At 57.1% G+C, this 18,843-nt stretch carries 31 protein-coding genes; all 31 read left to right on the top strand.

The genetic code is table 11. The annotated features are described in order from the left end of the window. Window positions 1-161 (top strand): EF-Tu C-terminal domain-related protein (locus ACR0KJ_RS17405; protein ID WP_480626875.1); only part of this gene is annotated, 161 nt, incomplete at its 5' end. 223 nt (window positions 162-384) lie between these two features. Beyond that, complete coding sequence (locus ACR0KJ_RS17400) at window positions 385-1,218, top strand: hypothetical protein (RefSeq protein ID WP_480627269.1); 834 nt, start codon at window positions 385-387, stop codon at window positions 1,216-1,218. Between the two features lie 207 nt (window positions 1,219-1,425). Beyond that, complete coding sequence (rpsJ, locus tag ACR0KJ_RS17395; RefSeq protein ID WP_008756422.1) at window positions 1,426-1,740, top strand: 30S ribosomal protein S10; 315 nt, start codon at window positions 1,426-1,428, stop codon at window positions 1,738-1,740. Window positions 1,741-1,758: 18 nt separating this feature from the next. After that, the gene (gene rplC, locus ACR0KJ_RS17390; RefSeq protein WP_170334115.1) at window positions 1,759-2,484 is read left to right on the top strand and encodes a 50S ribosomal protein L3; all 726 of its coding nucleotides are present in this window, start codon (window positions 1,759-1,761) and stop codon (window positions 2,482-2,484) included. After that, window positions 2,481-3,098 (top strand): 50S ribosomal protein L4, encoded by a 618-nt coding sequence (gene rplD, locus ACR0KJ_RS17385; protein ID WP_155148664.1) that lies wholly within the window; start codon window positions 2,481-2,483, stop codon window positions 3,096-3,098. Before rplC ends, rplD begins: the two co-directional genes overlap by 4 nt. After that, window positions 3,095-3,391: a 50S ribosomal protein L23 gene (locus tag ACR0KJ_RS17380; protein ID WP_008757532.1), complete on the top strand. Its 297-nt coding sequence runs from the start codon at window positions 3,095-3,097 to the stop codon at window positions 3,389-3,391. The genes rplD and ACR0KJ_RS17380 overlap by 4 nt, the downstream gene beginning before the upstream one ends. A 165-nt stretch (window positions 3,392-3,556) precedes the next feature. After that, window positions 3,557-4,591 carry a fatty acid desaturase gene (locus ACR0KJ_RS17375; RefSeq protein ID WP_480627268.1) on the top strand — a complete coding sequence of 345 codons (1,035 nt, stop codon included), beginning with the start codon at window positions 3,557-3,559 and terminating at the stop codon, window positions 4,589-4,591. A 79-nt stretch (window positions 4,592-4,670) separates the two neighbouring features. Next, window positions 4,671-5,636 carry an alpha/beta hydrolase gene (locus ACR0KJ_RS17370; protein WP_480627267.1) on the top strand — a complete coding sequence of 322 codons (966 nt, stop codon included), beginning with the start codon at window positions 4,671-4,673 and terminating at the stop codon, window positions 5,634-5,636. Then, complete coding sequence (locus tag ACR0KJ_RS17365) at window positions 5,608-6,690, top strand: hypothetical protein (protein ID WP_480627266.1); 1,083 nt, start codon at window positions 5,608-5,610, stop codon at window positions 6,688-6,690. Before ACR0KJ_RS17370 ends, ACR0KJ_RS17365 begins: the two co-directional genes overlap by 29 nt. Window positions 6,691-6,916: 226 nt before the next feature. Continuing rightward, entirely contained in the window at window positions 6,917-7,759 is an 843-nt protein-coding gene (gene rplB / locus ACR0KJ_RS17360; RefSeq protein ID WP_170356688.1) for a 50S ribosomal protein L2, read from the top strand. A gap of 3 nt (window positions 7,760-7,762) precedes the next feature. Next, the gene (gene rpsS, locus ACR0KJ_RS17355) at window positions 7,763-8,041 is read left to right on the top strand and encodes a 30S ribosomal protein S19 (RefSeq protein ID WP_005980699.1); all 279 of its coding nucleotides are present in this window, start codon (window positions 7,763-7,765) and stop codon (window positions 8,039-8,041) included. 3 nt (window positions 8,042-8,044) lie between these two features. After that, window positions 8,045-8,425 carry a 50S ribosomal protein L22 gene (rplV, locus tag ACR0KJ_RS17350; RefSeq protein ID WP_039538267.1) on the top strand — a complete coding sequence of 127 codons (381 nt, stop codon included), beginning with the start codon at window positions 8,045-8,047 and terminating at the stop codon, window positions 8,423-8,425. Then, the gene (rpsC, locus tag ACR0KJ_RS17345) at window positions 8,425-9,135 is read left to right on the top strand and encodes a 30S ribosomal protein S3 (protein WP_008758042.1); all 711 of its coding nucleotides are present in this window, start codon (window positions 8,425-8,427) and stop codon (window positions 9,133-9,135) included. Before rplV ends, rpsC begins: the two co-directional genes overlap by 1 nt. 12 nt (window positions 9,136-9,147) lie before the next feature. Beyond that, on the top strand, window positions 9,148-9,561 hold the full coding sequence (rplP, locus tag ACR0KJ_RS17340; protein WP_058283513.1) for a 50S ribosomal protein L16: 414 nt from the start codon (window positions 9,148-9,150) through the stop codon (window positions 9,559-9,561). 160 nt (window positions 9,562-9,721) lie between these two features. After that, complete coding sequence (locus ACR0KJ_RS17335) at window positions 9,722-10,270, top strand: amino acid synthesis family protein (protein ID WP_480627265.1); 549 nt, start codon at window positions 9,722-9,724, stop codon at window positions 10,268-10,270. Window positions 10,271-10,455: 185 nt separating this feature from the next. After that, window positions 10,456-10,932, top strand: coding sequence for a YHS domain-containing (seleno)protein (locus ACR0KJ_RS17330; RefSeq protein WP_480627264.1), 477 nt, complete (start codon window positions 10,456-10,458; stop codon window positions 10,930-10,932). 228 nt (window positions 10,933-11,160) lie between these two features. After that, a complete protein-coding gene (locus ACR0KJ_RS17325; protein ID WP_170456146.1) occupies window positions 11,161-11,649 on the top strand; it encodes a CBS domain-containing protein in 489 nt (162 codons plus the stop codon). Between the two features lie 24 nt (window positions 11,650-11,673). Then, window positions 11,674-13,041 (top strand): ArsB/NhaD family transporter, encoded by a 1,368-nt coding sequence (locus tag ACR0KJ_RS17320; protein ID WP_170456144.1) that lies wholly within the window; start codon window positions 11,674-11,676, stop codon window positions 13,039-13,041. Window positions 13,042-13,114: 73 nt separating this feature from the next. Further along, on the top strand, window positions 13,115-13,735 hold the full coding sequence (locus tag ACR0KJ_RS17315; protein WP_170524977.1) for a 2OG-Fe(II) oxygenase family protein: 621 nt from the start codon (window positions 13,115-13,117) through the stop codon (window positions 13,733-13,735). Window positions 13,736-13,932: 197 nt separating this feature from the next. Continuing rightward, window positions 13,933-14,283: a hypothetical protein gene (locus ACR0KJ_RS17310; RefSeq protein WP_170456140.1), complete on the top strand. Its 351-nt coding sequence runs from the start codon at window positions 13,933-13,935 to the stop codon at window positions 14,281-14,283. A 179-nt stretch (window positions 14,284-14,462) separates the two neighbouring features. Continuing rightward, window positions 14,463-14,669 (top strand): 50S ribosomal protein L29, encoded by a 207-nt coding sequence (gene rpmC / locus ACR0KJ_RS17305; protein WP_010437082.1) that lies wholly within the window; start codon window positions 14,463-14,465, stop codon window positions 14,667-14,669. Between the two features lie 4 nt (window positions 14,670-14,673). After that, on the top strand, window positions 14,674-14,904 hold the full coding sequence (gene rpsQ / locus ACR0KJ_RS17300; protein ID WP_068340771.1) for a 30S ribosomal protein S17: 231 nt from the start codon (window positions 14,674-14,676) through the stop codon (window positions 14,902-14,904). Between the two features lie 76 nt (window positions 14,905-14,980). Next, on the top strand, window positions 14,981-15,349 hold the full coding sequence (gene rplN / locus ACR0KJ_RS17295) for a 50S ribosomal protein L14 (protein WP_008757934.1): 369 nt from the start codon (window positions 14,981-14,983) through the stop codon (window positions 15,347-15,349). A 2-nt stretch (window positions 15,350-15,351) separates the two neighbouring features. Continuing rightward, window positions 15,352-15,663 carry a 50S ribosomal protein L24 gene (gene rplX, locus ACR0KJ_RS17290; protein WP_170456139.1) on the top strand — a complete coding sequence of 104 codons (312 nt, stop codon included), beginning with the start codon at window positions 15,352-15,354 and terminating at the stop codon, window positions 15,661-15,663. Next, window positions 15,656-16,216 (top strand): 50S ribosomal protein L5, encoded by a 561-nt coding sequence (rplE, locus tag ACR0KJ_RS17285; protein WP_170524974.1) that lies wholly within the window; start codon window positions 15,656-15,658, stop codon window positions 16,214-16,216. Before rplX ends, rplE begins: the two co-directional genes overlap by 8 nt. A 19-nt stretch (window positions 16,217-16,235) precedes the next feature. Further along, window positions 16,236-16,541, top strand: coding sequence for a 30S ribosomal protein S14 (rpsN, locus tag ACR0KJ_RS17280; RefSeq protein ID WP_068340744.1), 306 nt, complete (start codon window positions 16,236-16,238; stop codon window positions 16,539-16,541). A 13-nt stretch (window positions 16,542-16,554) separates the two neighbouring features. Further along, window positions 16,555-16,947, top strand: coding sequence for a 30S ribosomal protein S8 (gene rpsH / locus ACR0KJ_RS17275; protein WP_068340741.1), 393 nt, complete (start codon window positions 16,555-16,557; stop codon window positions 16,945-16,947). Window positions 16,948-16,958: 11 nt separating this feature from the next. Then, window positions 16,959-17,492 (top strand): 50S ribosomal protein L6, encoded by a 534-nt coding sequence (gene rplF / locus ACR0KJ_RS17270; RefSeq protein ID WP_170456135.1) that lies wholly within the window; start codon window positions 16,959-16,961, stop codon window positions 17,490-17,492. A gap of 11 nt (window positions 17,493-17,503) precedes the next feature. Next, the gene (gene rplR / locus ACR0KJ_RS17265; protein WP_039523386.1) at window positions 17,504-17,863 is read left to right on the top strand and encodes a 50S ribosomal protein L18; all 360 of its coding nucleotides are present in this window, start codon (window positions 17,504-17,506) and stop codon (window positions 17,861-17,863) included. 183 nt (window positions 17,864-18,046) lie between these two features. Beyond that, the gene (rpsE, locus tag ACR0KJ_RS17260; RefSeq protein WP_155148691.1) at window positions 18,047-18,616 is read left to right on the top strand and encodes a 30S ribosomal protein S5; all 570 of its coding nucleotides are present in this window, start codon (window positions 18,047-18,049) and stop codon (window positions 18,614-18,616) included. A 12-nt stretch (window positions 18,617-18,628) separates the two neighbouring features. Beyond that, window positions 18,629-18,817, top strand: coding sequence for a 50S ribosomal protein L30 (gene rpmD, locus ACR0KJ_RS17255; protein ID WP_170456133.1), 189 nt, complete (start codon window positions 18,629-18,631; stop codon window positions 18,815-18,817). Window positions 18,818-18,843: the final 26 nt, after the last annotated feature.

Genomic DNA, 18,843 nt, shown 5'->3' with positions numbered 1-18,843 from the left:
TGACCCTGGCGGAAGGCACCGAGATGGTCATGCCCGGCGACAACGTGTCGTTCGGCGTTGAGCTGATCGCACCGATCGCGATGGAAAACGGCCTGCGCTTCGCCATCCGCGAAGGCGGCCGCACCGTCGGCGCGGGTGTCGTTTCCAAAATTATTGAATAATTTTGGAAAGCGGTGGGCGGCAGTTGCTCTGAAAGAGCAATGAGAGCCCACACCGTCGAACTACAGAAGGCCGCTCCCACTAGGGGCGGCCTTTTTATTTGAGGTCAAATTTTCCACCTACATACTTTTACGTCTCCAAGAACACTTTTCGCGGTTGCCAAAAATATCCATGCACCTTTAGCTGAAACAACAACCATGCTCTAAGTAACTTCAGATATGTTAGATGTTTGACAAAAAAGCTAAAAAGATACTGTTCGATCAATACTGGAAAGCCGGGTGGAAAGGAAAAGATGCTGGGGCTTCGGACGCAGCTGACATCGAATACGCGAAATCAAAAGGATTTTGGTTCGATCCGGTAATAGTTCAACATGACGTAATCGTTGAGGAATTGGTAGCGCTTTGCAAGACACTGGCACCAAAACGAATAGGAGATTCTTTCCTCGCAAGCCTTAGTTCGCGAAGGCTGGAGTTGCGCTCTGCCCTTGGTAGCTACGGATACGCTTCTAACCTTCCTGAACATAAGATTTTGTCCAGCCCAAGATCGCTTGCTCCTTCTGGTGCCGAATTCTGCCACATCTGCGGTGAGTACAGCTTTCCTGAACCAAAATTAGAAGATTTGAATGTTCTGAATTTTGAGCGACACAAATGGGGCGGCGTTAGGCATGGGCAGGCACTTTACGCTTGGTTTGATTTAACCCGTTTCGAAAGCGACGAGATGCTTGAGCCGTGTCAAACCGATTTAGACATAATGCGCCAGATACTTGAGGTTGCCAGTGGGCTTGCGGCTGATGCAAGGCCAAGTGCATTGGCTCGAGCATTGTCGGGTATTATTAAGTCGAATGAATACGAACGGCGGGTTCTGATAGAGGTCTTGAGCAAGAGCGGAATTCTACAACCCAAAAATGAAAGTGGGTTCTTTGGTGAATTCACGTTCGCAGTGGACCAACGTCCAGCAGAAGAGCATTCAAACGATTGGGGTTATCCTGCTGTGTGGTGGCGAGGGGCAGATGGTGTAAATCTCACTGCTGTGGAACATTATTTTCCAGATGTCCTTTGAGTTAGTTGTGGACTCGATCACTGGTAGAGTGTGTAGTTGGGGGCAAACCAACAAACCCCTTGCCAAACCCCACCAACCCCACTAATACGCGCGAGTTCTCAACAAGAACGTCAAGGCGGGGTGATTCCCGCCTTTTGGGTTCGAAGAGGGTTGGCGATGCGCGTCTGTCCTCCTCTCAACCTCAACGCCTGATAAAAGGCTGTATCTATGCAAAGCCAAAACATCCGTATTCGGCTGAAGGCATTTGACTATCGCGTTCTGGATGCCAGCACGCAAGAGATCGTCAACACTGCCAAGCGGACCGGCGCGAACGTGCGCGGCCCGATCCCGCTGCCGAACAAGATTGAGAAGTTCACGGTTCTCCGTGGCCCTCACGTTGATAAGAAATCCCGCGACCAGTTCGAGATCCGTACGCACAAGCGTCTCTTGGACATCGTTGATCCGACCCCCCAGACCGTTGACGCGCTGATGAAGCTCGACCTCGCTGCTGGTGTGGACGTCGAGATCAAGCTGCAGTCGTAAGATCGGAGGGTATAGATTATGCGCTCTGGTATTATCGCAAAAAAAGTCGGCATGACCCGCCTGTTCATGGAAGACGGCAAGCAGATCCCTGTGACCGTTCTGCACCTGGACAACCTGCAGGTTGTTGCACAGCGCACCGCTGACAAAGACGGCTACACCGCCGTTCAGCTGGGCGCCGGTGCTGCCAAGGCAAAACGCACCTCGAAGGCCATGCGCGGTCACTATGCCGCTGCCAAGGTTGAGCCCAAGCGTAAGCTGGCCGAGTTCCGCGTCTCCGAAGATGGCCTGATCGATGTGGGCGCCGAGATTTCGGCGGAACACTTCCTGGAAGGTCAGAAGGTTGACGTTTCGGGTACCTCGATCGGTAAAGGCTTTGCCGGTGCGATGAAGCGCCACAACTTCGGTGGTCTGCGCGCCTCGCACGGTGTTTCGATCAGCCATCGTTCGCACGGTTCGACCGGTCAGTGTCAGGACCCGGGCAAGGTGTTCAAAGGCAAGAAGATGGCCGGTCACATGGGTGCTGCCCGTGTAACCACCCAGAACCTGGAAGTCGTCAAAACCGACGCTGACCGTGGTCTGGTCTTCATCAAAGGCGCCGTTCCCGGACCGAAATCGGGCTGGGTCACCGTCAAGGACGCCGTGAAGAAGAAAGCACCGGAAGGCCTGCCTTTCCCGGCTGCTGTGAAATCGGCTGCAACCGAAGCACCTGCGGAAGAAGCTCCCGCGGAAGGTGGTGAAGCATGAAACTTGATGTAATCAAACTGGACGGCGGCAAAGCCGGCGACATCGAGCTGAACGCCGATCTGTTCGGTCTCGAGCCGCGTGCGGACATCCTGCACCGTGTGGTCCGTTGGCAGCGCAACAACGCGCAGGCTGGCACCCACAAGGTAAAGACCCGCTCGGAAACCAGCTACTCGACCAAGAAGATCTATCGCCAGAAGGGCACCGGTGGCGCACGCCATGGTGACCGCAACGCGCCGATCTTCCGCAAGGGTGGTATCTACAAGGGCCCGACCCCGCGTTCGCACGGCCACGACCTGCCGAAGAAGTTCCGCAAGCTTGGCCTGCGCCACGCTCTGTCGGCCAAAGCCAAGGCAGGTGAACTGGTTGTGATCGAGAACGCCGAAGCCGAAGGCAAGACCGCCGCTCTGGCCAAACAGGTTGCAAACCTGGGCTGGAAACGCGCTCTGGTCATCGACGGCGCGACCGTGAACGAAGGGTTCCTGAAGGCGTCGCGCAACATCGAAGGTCTGGATATCCTGCCGTCGATGGGTGCAAACGTTTATGACATCCTCAAGCGTGACACTCTGGTGCTCACCAAAGCGGCTGTCGAAGCACTGGAGGCTCGTCTGAAATGAGCGCGAAGGCAGAACACTACGACGTGATCCGCAAGCCGATCATCACCGAAAAGTCGACCATGGCGTCCGAAAACGGCGCGGTTGTCTTTGAAGTGGCGATCGACAGCAACAAGCCGCAGATCAAAGAGGCCGTTGAGGCGCTGTTTGGTGTGAAGGTCAAAGCGGTGAACACCACCGTGACCAAAGGCAAGGTCAAGCGGTTCCGCGGCCAGCTGGGCCGTCGGAAAGACGTCAAAAAAGCATATGTGACCCTGGAAGAGGGCAACACCATCGACGTATCCACCGGTCTCTGATCGGAACGTCTTTGGAAAAGAACAGAACCCCCGCGAGAGCGGGGGTTTTTTCGTATGGCGGTGACACTGGAAATTGATCTCGCGACGTCGCGGCAATTCCATAAACCGCTTGCGATGCCGGAGTGTTCCTCTATCCGGTTGCAAACGTAATAAAATGGCAGGCGTATGACTCGACCCATAGATTCGACCCCGGGAAAACCGGAAATGGCCGCAGCGCGGGATTGGGTGACGACGCTGGCCAAATACCGTGAGCCGAACCAGATGCGCAGCGCATTCGAGCTTGGCGTCAGCATAGTTCCATTTTTTGCGCTATGGGCTTTGTCCTGGGCGCTTCTGTCGGTCAGCTATTGGCTGGCTTTTGCAATCTCGGTCCTCAATGCGGCCTTTTTGCTGCGCCTGTTTGCGATCCAGCATGATTGCGGGCACGGGGCGTTCTTCAGCAACCGGACGGTCAGTGACTGGGTCGGGCGGATTATCGGAGTGCTGACCCTGACCCCTTATGACGTCTGGCGCCGCACGCATTCCACGCATCACAACAGCTCGGGCAATCTGGACAAGCGCGGGATGGGCGATATCCACACCCTGACCGTGGCCGAGTATCAGGCGCTGAGCCCCTTAAACCGGCTTTGGTATCGTGTGTATCGTCACCCGATCACCTTGTTTGGCTTTGGGCCGGGCTATCTGTTTCTGCTCCAGAATCGCCTGCCGCTTGGTTTGACGGGGCACATGAAATTCTGGATCAGCGCGATGGCCACCAATCTGGCCATCCTGCTGGCATTGCTGGCCATCTACCACTTTGGCGGGCTGATGCCGTTGTTGCTGATTTTCCTGCCCTCGACCTTGCTGGCCGCAACAGCGGGTGTCTGGCCGTTTTACGTTCAGCATCAGTTCGAAGAGACGCAGTGGGATCCCGATAAGGACTGGCGACTGCACGAGGCCGCCCTGCACGGCAGTTCGCATTATATCCTGCCATCCGTTCTGCAATGGTTTAGTGCCAATATTGGCATCCATCACGTCCATCATCTGTACAGCCGCATTCCGTTCTACCGCCTGACCGAAGTGCTGCGGGACCATGACGAATTGGCAAACAGCAACCGAATGACCATCCGCGAGAGCTTTGCCAACGCCCGGTTGCACCTGTGGGACGAAAAAAGCCGCCGTCTTTTGTCTTTCGCCGAAGCCCGTGCGCTTTATGGATAATGGGTGGAGCGCAAGCGGAACGGCGTAATAAAGCACATGTGGCCCTGGGAACGCCGCGGTGAAACGTCTGGGAGTGGACATGAAAGTCGACCCAAAGAATGTACCCTTTGCTGTTAACTTGTTGCGCAACTGGCCCGCAAAACTGTGGGCGGTCAGGCTGCTGGATGCCCTGTCGAAACACCCGATAGCACCGCTTCCGGAGACGTATCAATGCCGCGAGATTCAGATTCTGCGCAGCGACGGCTCGGGCTCGGTCCGGACCCTTGTGATCTCGCCTAAAGCGCAGAAGGAACCCCTGCCTGTTGTCGTGCATCTACATGGCGGCGGATACCTGATCGGGACGCCGGAAAGCTCGTCGTTCAAACCGATCGCCAATCTGCTGAAAGCGACGGACGCCGTATTTGTGGTTCCCGATTATCGGCTGGCAAAGGATATGCCCTACCCGGCGGCGCATGACGATTGTTATGACGCGCTGGTGTGGGCGGCCCGCAATGCCCACGATATCGGCGGGCGGTCTGACCAGATCATTCTCGGCGGCGAAAGCGCCGGAGGCGGGCTGGTCCTGTCCACCGCCCTGCGCGCGCGCGACCGCGGTGAGGTCAATGTCGCGTTCCAGTTCCCGATCTGCCCGATGATCGACGATACCGAGGCCAACTGGACACCGGTCGCTCCGGCCGATCAAAGCTGGCCGCCATCGTTGAACCGATTTGGATGGGACCGGCTTTTGGGGGCAGGGCGACGGGGCGGCGCCGATGTGACCCCTTACGAGGCCCCGATCCGCACGAAAGATTGGTCCGGCCTGCCGCCAACCTTCACCTTTGTTGGCGAATGCGATCTGTTCCATGCCCAGACCTCAGCAATGGTCGAGGCGCTGCGCAACGCGGGCGTGGACGTGGATTTCGACACGAGGCCGGGCGTTTACCACAGTATGGAGTTTTTTTCCGAGAACCAGCCCGTTTCGCAGGATATTCTGCGGTTCTATCGTGAGACTTTTATAGAGTTCACAGAGAAGTACTTTGCGCCACAGCCTGAAAGACCCGAGTGACAACAATGAAAACAAAACGCGCAGAATGACCAGAGATTCTCAGACGGTAAAGCAGGCCGACAACGCAGCGCCTATCCCGGCCCAGAAGTATCGGATCGTTGGTACGCGAAAGTCGAAAACAGCTGTGTCTTCGCGCCATGTTCTTCGGCTGGCAGACGAAGGACCCGTGACACTCAGCCCTGAGGCTTTCGCGAACCTGCATATCCACCATATCGACGCAGAAAAATCCGAGGTGTTTTGGTGTCGTGTAAAGGATGAAGCTTCGCTGTCCGGCTACAGCTTTTACTATCAGGGCATTCGACAAAATGCGACTGACGGGTACGCGGTTAAGTTTGGCAATCTCGGATCCTGGCAACGGCCGTTGACGGCGCGACCGGTTTTCATATTTTCGATTGGTCGCTGCGGATCGACGCTGTTTGCCAAGATATGTGATGCGGCTGGTCTTTTGACCTGGTCTGAACCGGACGCTCTAACCAATCTCGCGGGCAACCCGAAATTGCATCATCAGCCTGCGGATTTCCGAATGCTGACTCGGGTCGCTCTTGCAGATATCGCGGATAAAACCCGCTTGGCAGGGCAGAAAAGCATGGGCATAAAGCTGCGGTCAAACGTGACGCCATTCTGTGAAGACCTGTGCAGTCACCATCCGGAATCGGTATGCTTATTCCTGGTACGAGATCCCGTTTCCTGGGCCAGGTCCAGGCACAGGCTGTGGGGCGGGCGACCTGTAGGTTTGGCCCGGCGGTTAAGTGACATGGTTGAGTCCATGCGTCTGGCAAAAGCGCGTGGTCTGAAGATAAGTGTGATAAGCTATGGGGCACTGGTTGCTGATCCGCTGCGGCAAGCCGAGAGGATCGCGCAGGAAGTCGGGGAACTGGAAGTGGATCCTAGTCGGCTTGACGAGGTCATGAGCAGGGACTCGCAGCAAGGCACAACGATTGGGCGAGACGCCGGAAAAGAAATTGCCGAAGATTTCAATGCGCGGTTTGTTCGGGCCCTCCGAAACACGGCGCCTTGGTTGCTTGAACGAAAACCTGAACATTGGTTGGACTAGCACCTTGTTTCGGGCAATCGGCTCCGCTGCTTAGAAAAGTGCGCCTTTGCTGTGGACGGTGTGCAATTGATCTGTTACACGCTCCCAATCTTGCGGCCTCGGATTCGTTCCGGGGCCTCTGATATTTGTAACCGGGGACCTTCGGGGCCCTATACCCTTGGCACCTACGGGGGCCTATCACATAGCGGGGAAACTCCCTGCACTTGCTAAACGGAAGACAGAAAGCATGGCACTCAAGTCGTACAAGCCGACGACGCCGGGCCAGCGCGGGCTGGTGCTGATCGACCGTTCGGAGCTTTGGAAAGGACGTCCGGTCAAGTCTCTCACTGAGGGTTTGACCAAATCGGGCGGCCGGAACAACACCGGACGGATCACTTCACGCCGCCGCGGCGGTGGCGCAAAGCGTCTCTACCGGATCGTTGACTTCAAACGGAACAAATTTGATGTCGCGGCAACCGTCGAGCGGATCGAATATGACCCGAACCGGACCGCATTCATCGCACTGGTAAAATACGAAGACGGCGAGCAGGCATATATCCTGGCTCCGCAGCGTCTGGCTGTTGGTGACAAAGTCATCGCGTCGGCAAAAGCTGACATCAAGCCGGGCAATGCAATGCCGTTCTCGGGCATGCCCATTGGTACCATCGTCCACAACATCGAGATGAAGCCTGGCAAAGGCGGTCAGATCGCACGTGCGGCCGGTACTTACGCTCAGTTCGTTGGCCGCGATGGCGGCTACGCTCAGATCCGTCTGAGCTCGGGCGAGCTGCGCATGGTCCGTCAGGAATGCATGGCCACCGTCGGTGCCGTGTCCAACCCCGACAACTCCAACCAGAACCTCGGTAAAGCCGGTCGTATGCGCCACAAGGGCGTTCGTCCGTCGGTTCGTGGTGTTGCAATGAACCCGATCGATCACCCGCACGGTGGTGGTGAAGGTCGGACCTCGGGTGGCCGTACACCGGTTACACCGTGGGGTAAGGACACCAAGGGTAAGCGTACCCGCAACAAGAACAAAGCGTCCCAGAAGCTGATCATCCGCTCGCGGCACGCCAAGAAGAAGGGACGTTAATCCATGTCTCGCTCTGTTTGGAAGGGTCCTTTCGTCGATGCTTACGTGCTGAAAAAAGCCGAAGCAGCGCGCGAGTCGGGCCGCAACGAAGTCATCAAAATCTGGTCGCGTCGTTCCACCATTCTGCCCCAGTTCGTGGGTCTGACCTTTGGTGTGTACAACGGCCAGAAGCACATTCCCGTCAACGTCTCGGAAGACATGATCGGTCAGAAGTTCGGTGAATACTCGCCGACCCGGACCTATTATGGCCACGCCGCAGACAAAAAAGCGAAGCGGAAGTAAGTCATGGGCAAGGAAAAGAACCCCCGCCGCGTGGCTGAAAACGAAGCAATGGCGAAAACCCGCATGCTTCGCACCAGCCCGCAGAAACTGAACCTGGTTGCGCAAATGATCCGCGGCAAGAAAGTCGAAAAGGCTCTGACCGACCTGACTTTCTCGAACAAGCGTGTCGCGCAGGACGTCAAGAAGTGCCTGCAGTCCGCAATCGCGAATGCCGAAAACAACCACAACCTGGACGTTGACGAGCTGATCGTCGCCGAAGCATGGGTTGGCAAGAACCTGGTCATGAAGCGTGGTCGTCCGCGTGCCCGTGGCCGTTTCGGCAAGATCATGAAGCCGTTCTCGGAGATCACCATCAAGGTGCGTCAAGTTGAGGAGCAAGCCTAATGGGTCATAAAGTAAATCCGATCGGCATGCGCCTGCAGGTCAACCGCACCTGGGACAGCCGCTGGTACGCCGACACCAAGGACTACGGTGATCTTCTGCTGGAAGACCTCAAGATCCGTGAGTTCATCAACAAAGAGTGCAAGCAGGCCGGTGTTGCCCGTGTGATCATCGAACGTCCGCACAAAAAGTGCCGCGTTACGATCCACACTGCACGTCCCGGTGTCATCATCGGCAAGAAAGGTGCAGACATCGAAGTTCTGCGCAAAAAGCTTGCTCGTATGACCGACAGCGAACTGCACCTGAACATCGTCGAAGTGCGCAAGCCCGAGCTTGACGCGCAGCTGGTTGCCGAGTCCATCGCTCAGCAGCTGGAGCGTCGTGTCTCGTTCCGCCGCGCGATGAAGCGGTCGGTTCAGAACGCCATGCGCATGGGCGCCCTGGGTATCCGGGTGAACGTCGCTGGTCGTCTGGGCGGCGCCGAAATCGCACGGACCGAGTGGTACCGCGAAGGCCGCGTGCCTCTGCACACCCTGCGTGCCGACATCGATTACGCACATGCCGAAGCGATGACCCCCTATGGGATCATCGGGATCAAGGTCTGGATCTTCAAAGGTGAGATCATGGAGCACGATCCGCAGGCACGTGACCGTAAAGCACAGGAACTCCAGGACGGCCCTGCACCTCGTGGTGCTGGTGGCGGTCGTCGCTAAGGAGGGAAAGATATGCTTCAACCAAAGCGTACTAAATTCCGCAAGATGCACAAAGGCCGGATCAAGGGTCTCGCCAAGGGCGGCTCTGATCTGAACTTTGGCACATACGGCCTGAAAGCTCTTGAGCCTGAGCGTGTTACCGCACGCCAGATCGAAGCTGCACGTCGTGCCATGACGCGTCACATGAAGCGTCAGGGCCGCGTCTGGATCCGCATCTTCCCCGACACTCCGGTCACGGCCAAGCCGATCGAAGTTCGTATGGGTAAAGGTAAAGGTTCGGTCGACCGTTGGGCCTGCAAGGTCAAGCCTGGCCGCGTGATGTTCGAGATCGACGGCGTCAATGACGATATCGCCCGCGAGGCCCTGCGCCTGGCCGCGATGAAGCTGCCGATCAAGACCCGCGTCGTGGTTCGCGAAGACTGGTAAGCGTTCCGGGGGTAACCCCGTTCGTGACAAGATTGACCCCCGTCGGGATACCGGCGGGGGTTTTTCATTTCTGTGTCATGGCGTTGGATTTGGATTGCGTATTTGGCTGAGGCACCACAAGGTCGCCCCTGATTTGCTGTCGGAAAAACAGGAGGCCTCGATGGTTCAGCTGCGTAAGAAACTCCTTTTCAAAGAGGTGATTACCTCTGACCAGATGGGCCAGCCCTGCGCGCCGATCACCCGTGTCGCGGCTGTGGCGGTGTTCAAAAACCCTTTGGCGGGCGTGTTTTCCGAGGATCTGAGTGCGTTGTTCGACATTGGCGGCACATTGGGCGCGGAATTGGTGGCTGACGCTGTTGCCGAGTTGAAGGCTGCGCCGATCTCATACGGAAAGGCCGCGATTGTGGGCCTGAACGGAGATGCCGAGCATGGCGGAGCACTCATCCACCCCAAGCTTGGCGCCCCGATGCGCGCGGCGATTGGCGGCGGCGAAGCCGTCATCCCGTCAAACGCCAAACTGGGTGCGCCGGGTTGCGCCCTGGACTTGCCGCTGGGGCACAAGGACGACCCATGGTCGATCAACCACTACGATACGATGACCCTGACCATATCTGACGCACCTTTGCCGGATGAGGTGGTGCTATCTGTGGCCTATGCCGATGGCGGTCGCCCGACGCCACGCTGCGGCAAGGGGCGCATCATTGATTAAGACCTGAACCAAAGCGGGTCTCGGCCAGAAGGGGGCGGTCTGAAAACCCGGCCTTGAAACAACCGACCCTGCCGGGCGGTCGGCGGGGCGTTCTGTTGCGCTATGGTCATGCGCACCCACAGTTGAATGGCATTGTGGCGTCAGACGTGGCAGTGTTCACGGTAGCTTTGCCGGGAAGGACCGCCATGACGACCATTGTCCGAACCATCCACGACGTCGTGGTGCCTGTGTTCCTGACTTTTACGGTTTTGTTTGGCGCGACACCCCTCGGGGCGGCCTCACCCGAAGTGAACCTGGGCCATTTCAACGGTCTGGCCATGAACGGCTACGACGTCATGAGCTATTGGCGCGGCGGCAATCCGCAAAAAGGCGATCCCGGGATCACTGCAGATTACAATGGGGCCACCTGGGTATTTCTGAACGACGAAAACCGGCAGGAGTTTCTGTCTGACCCGGACAGGTTCGCACCTCAGTTCGGCGGCTATTGTGCCTATGCCGCAAGTCAGAATGCGGTGGCGGACGTGGACCCGATTGCGTGGCGCATCTGGGACGACAAACTATACCTGAATTACAGCATCGAGGTCCGGCGCATCTGGGCCAACAGGATCGATGAGAATATCGCAAAGGCGAACGGGTACTGGCCTGACCTGTTGCAGCAATAGCGTTTGGGCGTTTCCGTCCGCCAAAACGTGTGCCGGGCACGATATTCACCCGACGTCCTGAAAAAAAAATTGATTTGAAGTCTGGCCAATCCCACCGGTTAGTGAAATGACGCCCGCATCAACGACATTCTCTCGCGGGCTCGGTGTTTGGCAAGTGTGCAACCGTGCTTTCGCCAACCAGCAAAAACAGCTGAGCGCCGCGATACAGTTCGAAAGCCGAGGAAAACGATGGGCCTTACCTGCCGGGACGTGATGGTCTCGCCTGAAACGCAGAAAACGATACATCCGGATGACACTGTCGCAAAAGCGTTCGACATCATTCGGGACAGCCGGGTGCGCTTTCTTCCGGTTGTCGACGAGAACGGAAAGTTTCTGGGTGTGTTTACCGCACCGACCCTGATCAAGATGATCCTGCCCAAGGCCGCATTGATCGGCATGAGCTCGGAAACAAGCCGGGTGCCAATCAGCAACCTGAGCTTCATGGATCTGACCAAGGAAGATTTCCGCGAACAGGTCACGCGGCTGAATGAGGAACGGGTCGGCGATCACACGTCCAACCCGGCCAATATCCCCGTGACCGCCCCGGATACGCCGGTGATGGAGGGCATCTTCCTGATCCACAAATTCAAGCGCCATGTGTTCCTGGTTGAGCCCGACACCAAACGGTTTGTCGGCACTGTCAGCCCGAACTCGCTGATAGATCACGCGCTGAGTTAACCCCTAAAATACCGGACCAAAATTGTGACCGATCATTCTGTTTCGCATGGAGAACACGCGTTCTCCGTTCCTCAACTGTTGGGGGTTGATCCTCTGTGGATTGCAACTGGCATTCTTGTCGCCGTTTATGCGGTTCTGATCACCGAAAAGGTGAACCGCGCCATTCTTGCCATGCTGGGCGCATCGCTGATGGTGCTGTTTGGCATCCTCAATCAGGAACAGGCCGTCGCCGGGGTGGATGCAAACACGCTTGCACTGCTGATCGGCATGATGGTGATTGTGGGGATCACCAGCAAATGCGGGCTGTTTCAATATGTGGCGATCAAGGCGTCAAAGCTTGTGAAGGCCAACCCGACCGGCATCCTGATCATGCTGACGCTGATCACGGCGGTATTTTCCGCACTTCTGGATAACGTAACCACGGTGCTGTTGATCGCGCCGATTACCCTGCTGATCACGGATGCGCTGGAAACACCGGTCTTTCCGTTCTTCTTTGCCGAAATTCTGGCCTCGAACGTTGGTGGTACGGCCACGCTGATCGGTGACCCGCCCAATATCATCATCGGCTCGGCCGCCGGGCTGAGTTTCAACGAGTTTGTGGTCAATCTGGCCCCGATCTCGGCGATCTGTCTGGTTGTTCTGACCGGCATCATCTATCTGATGAACCGCCGCACGCTGGCCGCCATTCCAAAATCCGCCAGTGAAAAGATCATGCGCTTTAACGAAGACGAAGCGATCACCGATGTCCGGCTGATGATCAAATCCCTGTTCGTTCTGGCGCTGGTTTTGCTGGGCTTCACCCTGGGCCACAGCTATGGCGTTCAGCCCGGCACTTCGGCGTTGGCGGGTGCGGCGCTGCTGATGCTGCTGGCCTATGGTCACCAGCATGGCGAAGAGCAATCCGAATCCGTCCACCACATCTTTGGCGAGGTCGAGTGGATCACGATCTTCTTCTTCGGCGGCCTGTTTGTGATTGTCGCAGGTGTGGAACACGTGGGTCTGCTGGACTTCTTCGGCCAGAAGGTTCTGGAACTGACCGAGGGTGACATGATGTGGACCGCGTTCTTCATCTTCTGGGCCTCGGGCATCCTGTCGGCCATTCTGGACAACATCCCCTTTGTGGCGACGATGATCCCGCTGATCGAGTCCACCGCCGACACGTTTGGCGGCCCCGAGGCGATCGAGCCCTTGTGGTGGTCGCTGGCCCTTGGTGCCTGTCTGGGGGGCAACGGCACGCTGCTGGGTGCCAGCGCCAACCTGACCGTCGCGGCCTTTGCCGAGAAGGCCAAGCAGCCCATCGGCTTTGTTAAGTTTGCGATCATGGCCTTCCCGATCATGATCCTGACCCTGATGATCGCCAACGTTTATATCTGGCTGCGCTACTTCTACTAAGTCGCACCCGACCAGCCGCTTTTCTAAGGCGGCTGGTCTCGCCCTTGCGCCCCGGCTGGGCTATAGCCGGGGCATGGCACAGATTGAATCACTCTTCGTCACCCGTCTTTACCGCGCCGCCTTGTCCGAGTTCGATCCCAGGATCGACGCGGATGAGCTGGAAAGCTCCTGCCTTGTCATCGCTGAGGATGATGAGGCCGGGCAGGAATGGTGCGAAGAGAACGGCTATCCCGGCTATACCAGCTATGCCTCGCTGACCGATCTGCCCTGGCGCTTCCCGATCTTCGCCGATCTGGTCAAGGCGCTGGACCAGCACGTCGCGGCCTTTGCCAAGGATCTGGAGTTCGATCTGGGCGAGGGCACGCTGAAGCTGGAGGATCTGTGGATCAACATCCTGCCCGAAGGTGGGATGCACTCCAGCCACCTGCATCCGCATAGCGTCATTTCAGGCACGACCTACGTGGCAATGCCCGAAGGGGCGAGCGCGCTGAAACTGGAAGACCCCCGCTCGGGCCGCATGATGGCCGCGCCGACACGTCTTAAAGGCGGGCGGCGGGACTTGCAGCCGTTCATCTATATGAAGCCGAAGGTGGGGGACGTTCTGCTATGGGAAAGCTGGCTGCGCCACGAGGTGCCGATGAACATGGCCGAGGACGAGCGGATTTCGGTGAGTTTCAATTATAAGTGGGAGTGAGTCCCGGTCCGCGCAGCGGCAATCGCTCCGGTGGAGCGATTGAGGGGCGAACGGGCGGAGCCCTGATTGTAGCTTGCTAGAATTATTAGTGTTCTTAACTGGAAGTAGAAGTTTACCGGATCATACGAGTCGCCTGCATATTGTTCCCTTAAAATCAAATGCCGACTTAGTTCCACAACCAAGAAGTAACGAGAGAAATGAAGAAGATCTGTTTTGCATTGATCGGCAGTCTTAGTGTTGTCACACCCTCTTTTGCACAGCTAGGGCAGGCCAGAGAGGTTTCATGCCTTATTATTGAATATGGGGAAACCAAGGTTGATGGGCCATGCGAATTTGACCCGACCGATGGTTTCGGCTCCTTTGATTTCAAAACCTACAACGGTAAGTATTGGGGCGGTTTCTATGTCGAGGATGATGGGACCGGCGTAGTTGCGTGGAACGGCGAACCCTATGCCGCTCACGCTCACGGAATCCAGCGTGACCTACAGCGTGAAGAAGCCTGTTGGGTGAACGACTACGCAACGTTTTGTTTTTGGGATGATCGCTAAACTCCCATACACGGAAAGCCTTAAACTTCCTCTTGCCACCCACCCCCCAAACCCTTATACGGCGGCATCCTGCGATCTCCCGGCGTTGTCGGGCGATTCGTATGTCTATCATTCATCCACCAGGTCAAAGGTGACCCGTGTACGGGGCCTTCTGGTGTTTTGAGCAAAGGAAAAAGGCGATGAACGCCCAAGAACTGCGTGACAAGACCCCGGACCAGCTCCGCGAGGAACTGGCCAACCTGAAGAAAGAAAGCTTTAACCTGCGCTTTCAACAGGCAACCGGTCAGCTGGAAAACACAGCCGGTATCAAAGCGGCCCGCCGCAATGCTGCCCGTGTCAAAACCATTCTGAACGAAAAGGCCGCTGCCGCGGCATCCGAGGAGTAATCAGATGCCCAAGCGTATCCTGCAAGGCACCGTGACCAGCGACGCCAACGAACAGACCGTAACCGTATCCGTCGAGCGCCGCTTTACGCATCCGGTTCTGAAGAAAACCATCCGTAAGTCCAAGAAATACCGGGCTCACGATGAAAAGAACGCCTTCAAGGTCGGTGACACAGTCCGCATCATCGAATGCGCGCCGAAATCGAAGACGAAACGTTGGGAAGTTCTGGAAGCGTAAGCCTCCGGTATTTTCCCATTTGTCGAAACCCTGGGGGATCTAACAAGACCAGCCCCCACAGGTCGGGAGAAACCACATGATCCAGATGCAGACCAATCTGGATGTCGCTGACAACTCCGGCGCACGCCGAGTTCAGTGCATCAAGGTCCTGGGCGGTTCCAAGCGTAAATACGCCTCCGTCGGCGACATCATTGTCGTCTCGGTGAAGGAAGCCATCCCGCGCGGCCGCGTAAAGAAAGGTGACGTCCGCAAGGCCGTCGTCGTACGCACCGCCAAGGAAGTCCGTCGCGAAGACGGCACCGCGATCCGCTTCGATCGCAACGCCGCCGTCATCCTGAACAACAACAATGAGCCCGTAGGTACCCGTATCTTTGGCCCCGTTGTTCGCGAACTGCGCGGCAAGAACTTCATGAAAATCATCTCGCTGGCTCCGGAGGTGCTGTAATCATGGCTGCTAAACTCCGCAAAGGCGACAAGGTCGTCGTGCTGGCCGGCAAGGACAAGGGCAAAGAGGGAACCATTTCCTCGGTTGACCCCAAAGCCGGTAAAGCTGTTGTCGATGGCATCAACATCGCCATCCGCCACACCCGTCAGTCGCAGAACTCGCAAGGTGGTCGCCTGCCTCAGGCAAACCCGATCGAGCTGTCGAACCTGGCGCTGCTGGACAAGAACGGCAAAGCAACCCGCGTTGGCTTCCGCATGGAAGGTGACAAGAAGGTCCGCTTCGCCAAGACCACAGGGGACGTGATCGATGCTTGATTCCGCAACCTATACCCCGCGTCTGAAAGCTCAGTACGTTGAAACCATCCGTGCCGCTCTGAAAGAAGAGTTCGGCTACAAGAACGACATGCAGCTGCCCAAGCTGGACAAAATCGTTCTGAACATCGGTTGTGGTGCTGAGGCGGTCAAAGACTCGAAGAAAGCGAAAGCTGCTGTCGAGGATCTGACTGCAATCGCTGGTCAACAGGCCGTTTCAACCAAGGCGAAGAAGTCGATCGCGGGTTTCCGCGTCCGGGAAGACATGCCGCTGGGCGCGAAAGTGACCCTGCGCGGTGACCGGATGTACGAATTCCTGGATCGTCTGATAACCATCGCGCTGCCGCGCGTTCGTGACTTCCGCGGTGTTAAGCCGTCTTTCGATGGTCAGGGCAACTTTGCCATGGGCATGAAAGAGCACATCGTGTTCCCGGAAATCGACTTCGACAAGGTCGACGAGGTCTGGGGCCTGGATATCGTAATTGCCACCACAGCGAAAACCGACGCTGAAGCTAAGGCACTGTTGAAAGCTTTCAACATGCCGTTCAACGCGTAAGCGCCGGGAGGATTGAGACATGGCTAAAAAAGCAATGATCGAACGCGAGAAGAAGCGCGAACGCCTGGTGGCCAAATATGCCGCAAAGCGTGCCGAGCTGAAAGAAATCGCGAATGACGAGAGCCGCCCGATGGAAGAGCGTTTCAAAGCGCGTCTGAAACTGGCGAAACTGCCGCGCAACAGCTCGGCTACCCGTCTGCACAACCGTTGTCAGCTGACCGGTCGTCCCCACGCTTACTACCGTAAGCTGAAGGTCAGCCGTATCGCGCTGCGCGAGCTGGGTTCTGCTGGTCAGATCCCCGGCATGGTGAAATCGAGCTGGTAAGGGAGACATAGATATGAATGATCCTATCGGCGATATGCTCACCCGTATCCGCAACGCGCAAATGCGCGGCAAGTCCACCGTTTCCACCCCGGCTTCCAAGCTGCGCGGTTGGGTTCTGGACGTGCTGGCGGACGAAGGTTACATCCGTGGCTATGAAAAGACGACCGGTGAAAACGGTCATCCGGCCATCGAAATCAGCCTGAAATACTACGAAGGCACCCCTGTCATTCGCGAACTGAAGCGGGTCTCGAAGCCCGGTCGTCGCGTATACATGGGCGTCAATGACATCCCGCAGGTCCGTCAGGGTCTGGGCGTGTCGATTGTCAGCACTCCGAAAGGTGTGATGTCGGACGCAAACGCTCGCTCCAACAATGTTGGCGGCGAAGTGCTCTGCACCGTCTTCTAAGGAGGTCTGCAATGTCTCGTATTGGTAAAAAACCGGTCGAGCTGCCCAGCGGCGTTACCGCCTCTGTGTCGGGTCAGACCATCGAAGTGAAAGGTCCGAAAGGCACCCGCAGCTTTACCGCAACCGACGACGTGACGCTGTCGGTTGAAGACAACGTGGTCAAGATCGACCCCCGCGGCATGTCCAAGCGTGCCCGCCAGCAATGGGGCATGAGCCGCACCATGGTTGCCAATCTGGTAACCGGTGTGACGACAGGCTTCAAAAAAGAGCTGGAGATCCAGGGTGTTGGTTACCGGGCGCAGATGCAGGGCAACACCCTGAAGCTGAACCTGGGCTACAGCCACGATGTTGATTTCACTGCTCCGGAAGGTGTCACCATCACCGCGCCAAAGCAGACCGAGATCGTTGTGGAAGGTATCGACCAGCAGCAGGTGGGCGAAGTCGCGGCCAAAATCCGCGAATGGCGCCGTCCCGAGCCGTATAAAGGCAAGGGCATCCGCTATAAGGGCGAGTTCATCTTCCGCAAGGAAGGCAAGAAGAAGTAAGGACGCAAACAATGGCAAACAGCAAAAGAACCCTGTTTCTGAAGCGCCGCCTGCGCGTTCGGAACAAACTTCGCAAAGTCAACGCCGGCCGTGTACGCCTGTCGGTTCACCGTTCGAACAAGAACATCAGCGTTCAGCTGATCGACGACGTTCGTGGCGTGACCCTGGCCTCGGCCTCGACCCTGGAAAAAGATCTGGGTGTTGTTGGCAAGAACAACGTCGAAGCGGCCACCAAAGTGGGCGCGGCCATCGCCGAGCGTGCCAAGAAGGCAGGCGTCGAAGAGGCCTATTTCGATCGTGGTGGCTTCCTGTTCCACGGCAAGGTGAAGGCAGTTGCCGACGCCGCGCGTGAAGGTGGTCTGAAGATCTGATGTGGCGATGGGTGCAAGCACCCATCCTACACGACAAAGAACCGTAGGATGGGTGCTTGCACCCATCTTGCTTTGAAGGCGGGTCCGCCCGCCTCGATGATCGGGGGGCCTGGATTTTTTTCGTGGCTCACTTCGATTGAGAAAACTGGCGCGACAAGCGCCACATGAGAAAAGGGATGCCAAATGGCAGAACGTGAAAACCGTCGGGGCCGTGGCCGCGACCGTGAAGAAGCACCGGAATTTGCAGATCGTCTGGTCGCAATCAACCGTGTGTCGAAAACCGTAAAAGGTGGTAAGCGCTTTGGCTTCGCCGCTCTGGTGGTTGTCGGCGATCAGAAAGGCCGTGTCGGCTTTGGCAAAGGTAAAGCGAAAGAAGTACCTGAAGCCATCCGTAAGGCAACCGAACAAGCCAAGCGTCAGATGATCCGCGTGCAACTGCGCGAAGGTCGTACCCTGCACCACGACATCGAGGGCCGTCACGGCGCCGGTAAAGTGGTTATGCGCACCGCACCTGAAGGTACTGGTATCATCGCCGGTGGTCCGATGCGTGCAGTGTTCGAAATGCTGGGCGTGAAGGACGTTGTGTCCAAGTCGCTGGGCTCGCAGAACCCGTACAACATGATCCGCGCCACCATCAACGGCCTGCAGAAAGAGCAGAGCCCGCGTTCGGTTGCCGCACGTCGTGGCAAAAAAGTTGCTGACATCCTGCCCAAGCGGGACGAAGCACCAGCTGCTGCTGAAGCAGAAGCATAAGGAGAGCGACCCATGGCAAAAACCATCGTCGTCAAGCAGATCGGTTCCCCGATCCGCCGCCCCGCCGAACAGCGCGCAACCCTGATCGGTCTGGGCCTGAACAAGATGCACCGCACCCGCGAGCTGGAAGATACGCCTTCGGTTCGCGGCATGGTCAACAAGATCCCGCATCTGGTTGAGATCATCGAAGAGCGCGACTAAGCGCGATTGAACTTCAAACAGAAAAC

The sequence above is a fragment of the Ruegeria sp. AD6 genome (genome assembly GCF_056542325.1).
Note: the sequence above shows the minus strand (reverse complement) of the source record. Positions and strands in the feature narration are given on the sequence as shown.

Bases quoted from the DNA above. Each gene is read 5' to 3' on its own strand.
- ACR0KJ_RS17400 (WP_480627269.1), top strand. From the start codon at position 385: ATGTTTGACAAAAAAGCTAAAAAGATACTGTTCGATCAATACTGGAAA.
- rpsJ (WP_008756422.1), top strand. From the start codon at position 1,426: ATGCAAAGCCAAAACATCCGTATTCGGCTGAAGGCATTTGACTATCGC.
- rplC (WP_170334115.1), top strand. From the start codon at position 1,759: ATGCGCTCTGGTATTATCGCAAAAAAAGTCGGCATGACCCGCCTGTTC.
- rplD (WP_155148664.1), top strand. From the start codon at position 2,481: ATGAAACTTGATGTAATCAAACTGGACGGCGGCAAAGCCGGCGACATC.
- ACR0KJ_RS17380 (WP_008757532.1), top strand. From the start codon at position 3,095: ATGAGCGCGAAGGCAGAACACTACGACGTGATCCGCAAGCCGATCATC.
- ACR0KJ_RS17375 (WP_480627268.1), top strand. From the start codon at position 3,557: ATGACTCGACCCATAGATTCGACCCCGGGAAAACCGGAAATGGCCGCA.
- ACR0KJ_RS17370 (WP_480627267.1), top strand. From the start codon at position 4,671: ATGAAAGTCGACCCAAAGAATGTACCCTTTGCTGTTAACTTGTTGCGC.
- rplB (WP_170356688.1), top strand. From the start codon at position 6,917: ATGGCACTCAAGTCGTACAAGCCGACGACGCCGGGCCAGCGCGGGCTG.
- rpsS (WP_005980699.1), top strand. From the start codon at position 7,763: ATGTCTCGCTCTGTTTGGAAGGGTCCTTTCGTCGATGCTTACGTGCTG.
- rplV (WP_039538267.1), top strand. From the start codon at position 8,045: ATGGGCAAGGAAAAGAACCCCCGCCGCGTGGCTGAAAACGAAGCAATG.
- rpsC (WP_008758042.1), top strand. From the start codon at position 8,425: ATGGGTCATAAAGTAAATCCGATCGGCATGCGCCTGCAGGTCAACCGC.
- rplP (WP_058283513.1), top strand. From the start codon at position 9,148: ATGCTTCAACCAAAGCGTACTAAATTCCGCAAGATGCACAAAGGCCGG.
- ACR0KJ_RS17335 (WP_480627265.1), top strand. From the start codon at position 9,722: ATGGTTCAGCTGCGTAAGAAACTCCTTTTCAAAGAGGTGATTACCTCT.
- ACR0KJ_RS17330 (WP_480627264.1), top strand. From the start codon at position 10,456: ATGACGACCATTGTCCGAACCATCCACGACGTCGTGGTGCCTGTGTTC.
- ACR0KJ_RS17325 (WP_170456146.1), top strand. From the start codon at position 11,161: ATGGGCCTTACCTGCCGGGACGTGATGGTCTCGCCTGAAACGCAGAAA.
- ACR0KJ_RS17315 (WP_170524977.1), top strand. From the start codon at position 13,115: ATGGCACAGATTGAATCACTCTTCGTCACCCGTCTTTACCGCGCCGCC.
- ACR0KJ_RS17310 (WP_170456140.1), top strand. From the start codon at position 13,933: ATGAAGAAGATCTGTTTTGCATTGATCGGCAGTCTTAGTGTTGTCACA.
- rpmC (WP_010437082.1), top strand. From the start codon at position 14,463: ATGAACGCCCAAGAACTGCGTGACAAGACCCCGGACCAGCTCCGCGAG.
- rpsQ (WP_068340771.1), top strand. From the start codon at position 14,674: ATGCCCAAGCGTATCCTGCAAGGCACCGTGACCAGCGACGCCAACGAA.
- rplN (WP_008757934.1), top strand. From the start codon at position 14,981: ATGATCCAGATGCAGACCAATCTGGATGTCGCTGACAACTCCGGCGCA.
- rplX (WP_170456139.1), top strand. From the start codon at position 15,352: ATGGCTGCTAAACTCCGCAAAGGCGACAAGGTCGTCGTGCTGGCCGGC.
- rplE (WP_170524974.1), top strand. From the start codon at position 15,656: ATGCTTGATTCCGCAACCTATACCCCGCGTCTGAAAGCTCAGTACGTT.
- rpsN (WP_068340744.1), top strand. From the start codon at position 16,236: ATGGCTAAAAAAGCAATGATCGAACGCGAGAAGAAGCGCGAACGCCTG.
- rpsH (WP_068340741.1), top strand. From the start codon at position 16,555: ATGAATGATCCTATCGGCGATATGCTCACCCGTATCCGCAACGCGCAA.
- rplF (WP_170456135.1), top strand. From the start codon at position 16,959: ATGTCTCGTATTGGTAAAAAACCGGTCGAGCTGCCCAGCGGCGTTACC.
- rplR (WP_039523386.1), top strand. From the start codon at position 17,504: ATGGCAAACAGCAAAAGAACCCTGTTTCTGAAGCGCCGCCTGCGCGTT.
- rpsE (WP_155148691.1), top strand. From the start codon at position 18,047: ATGGCAGAACGTGAAAACCGTCGGGGCCGTGGCCGCGACCGTGAAGAA.
- rpmD (WP_170456133.1), top strand. From the start codon at position 18,629: ATGGCAAAAACCATCGTCGTCAAGCAGATCGGTTCCCCGATCCGCCGC.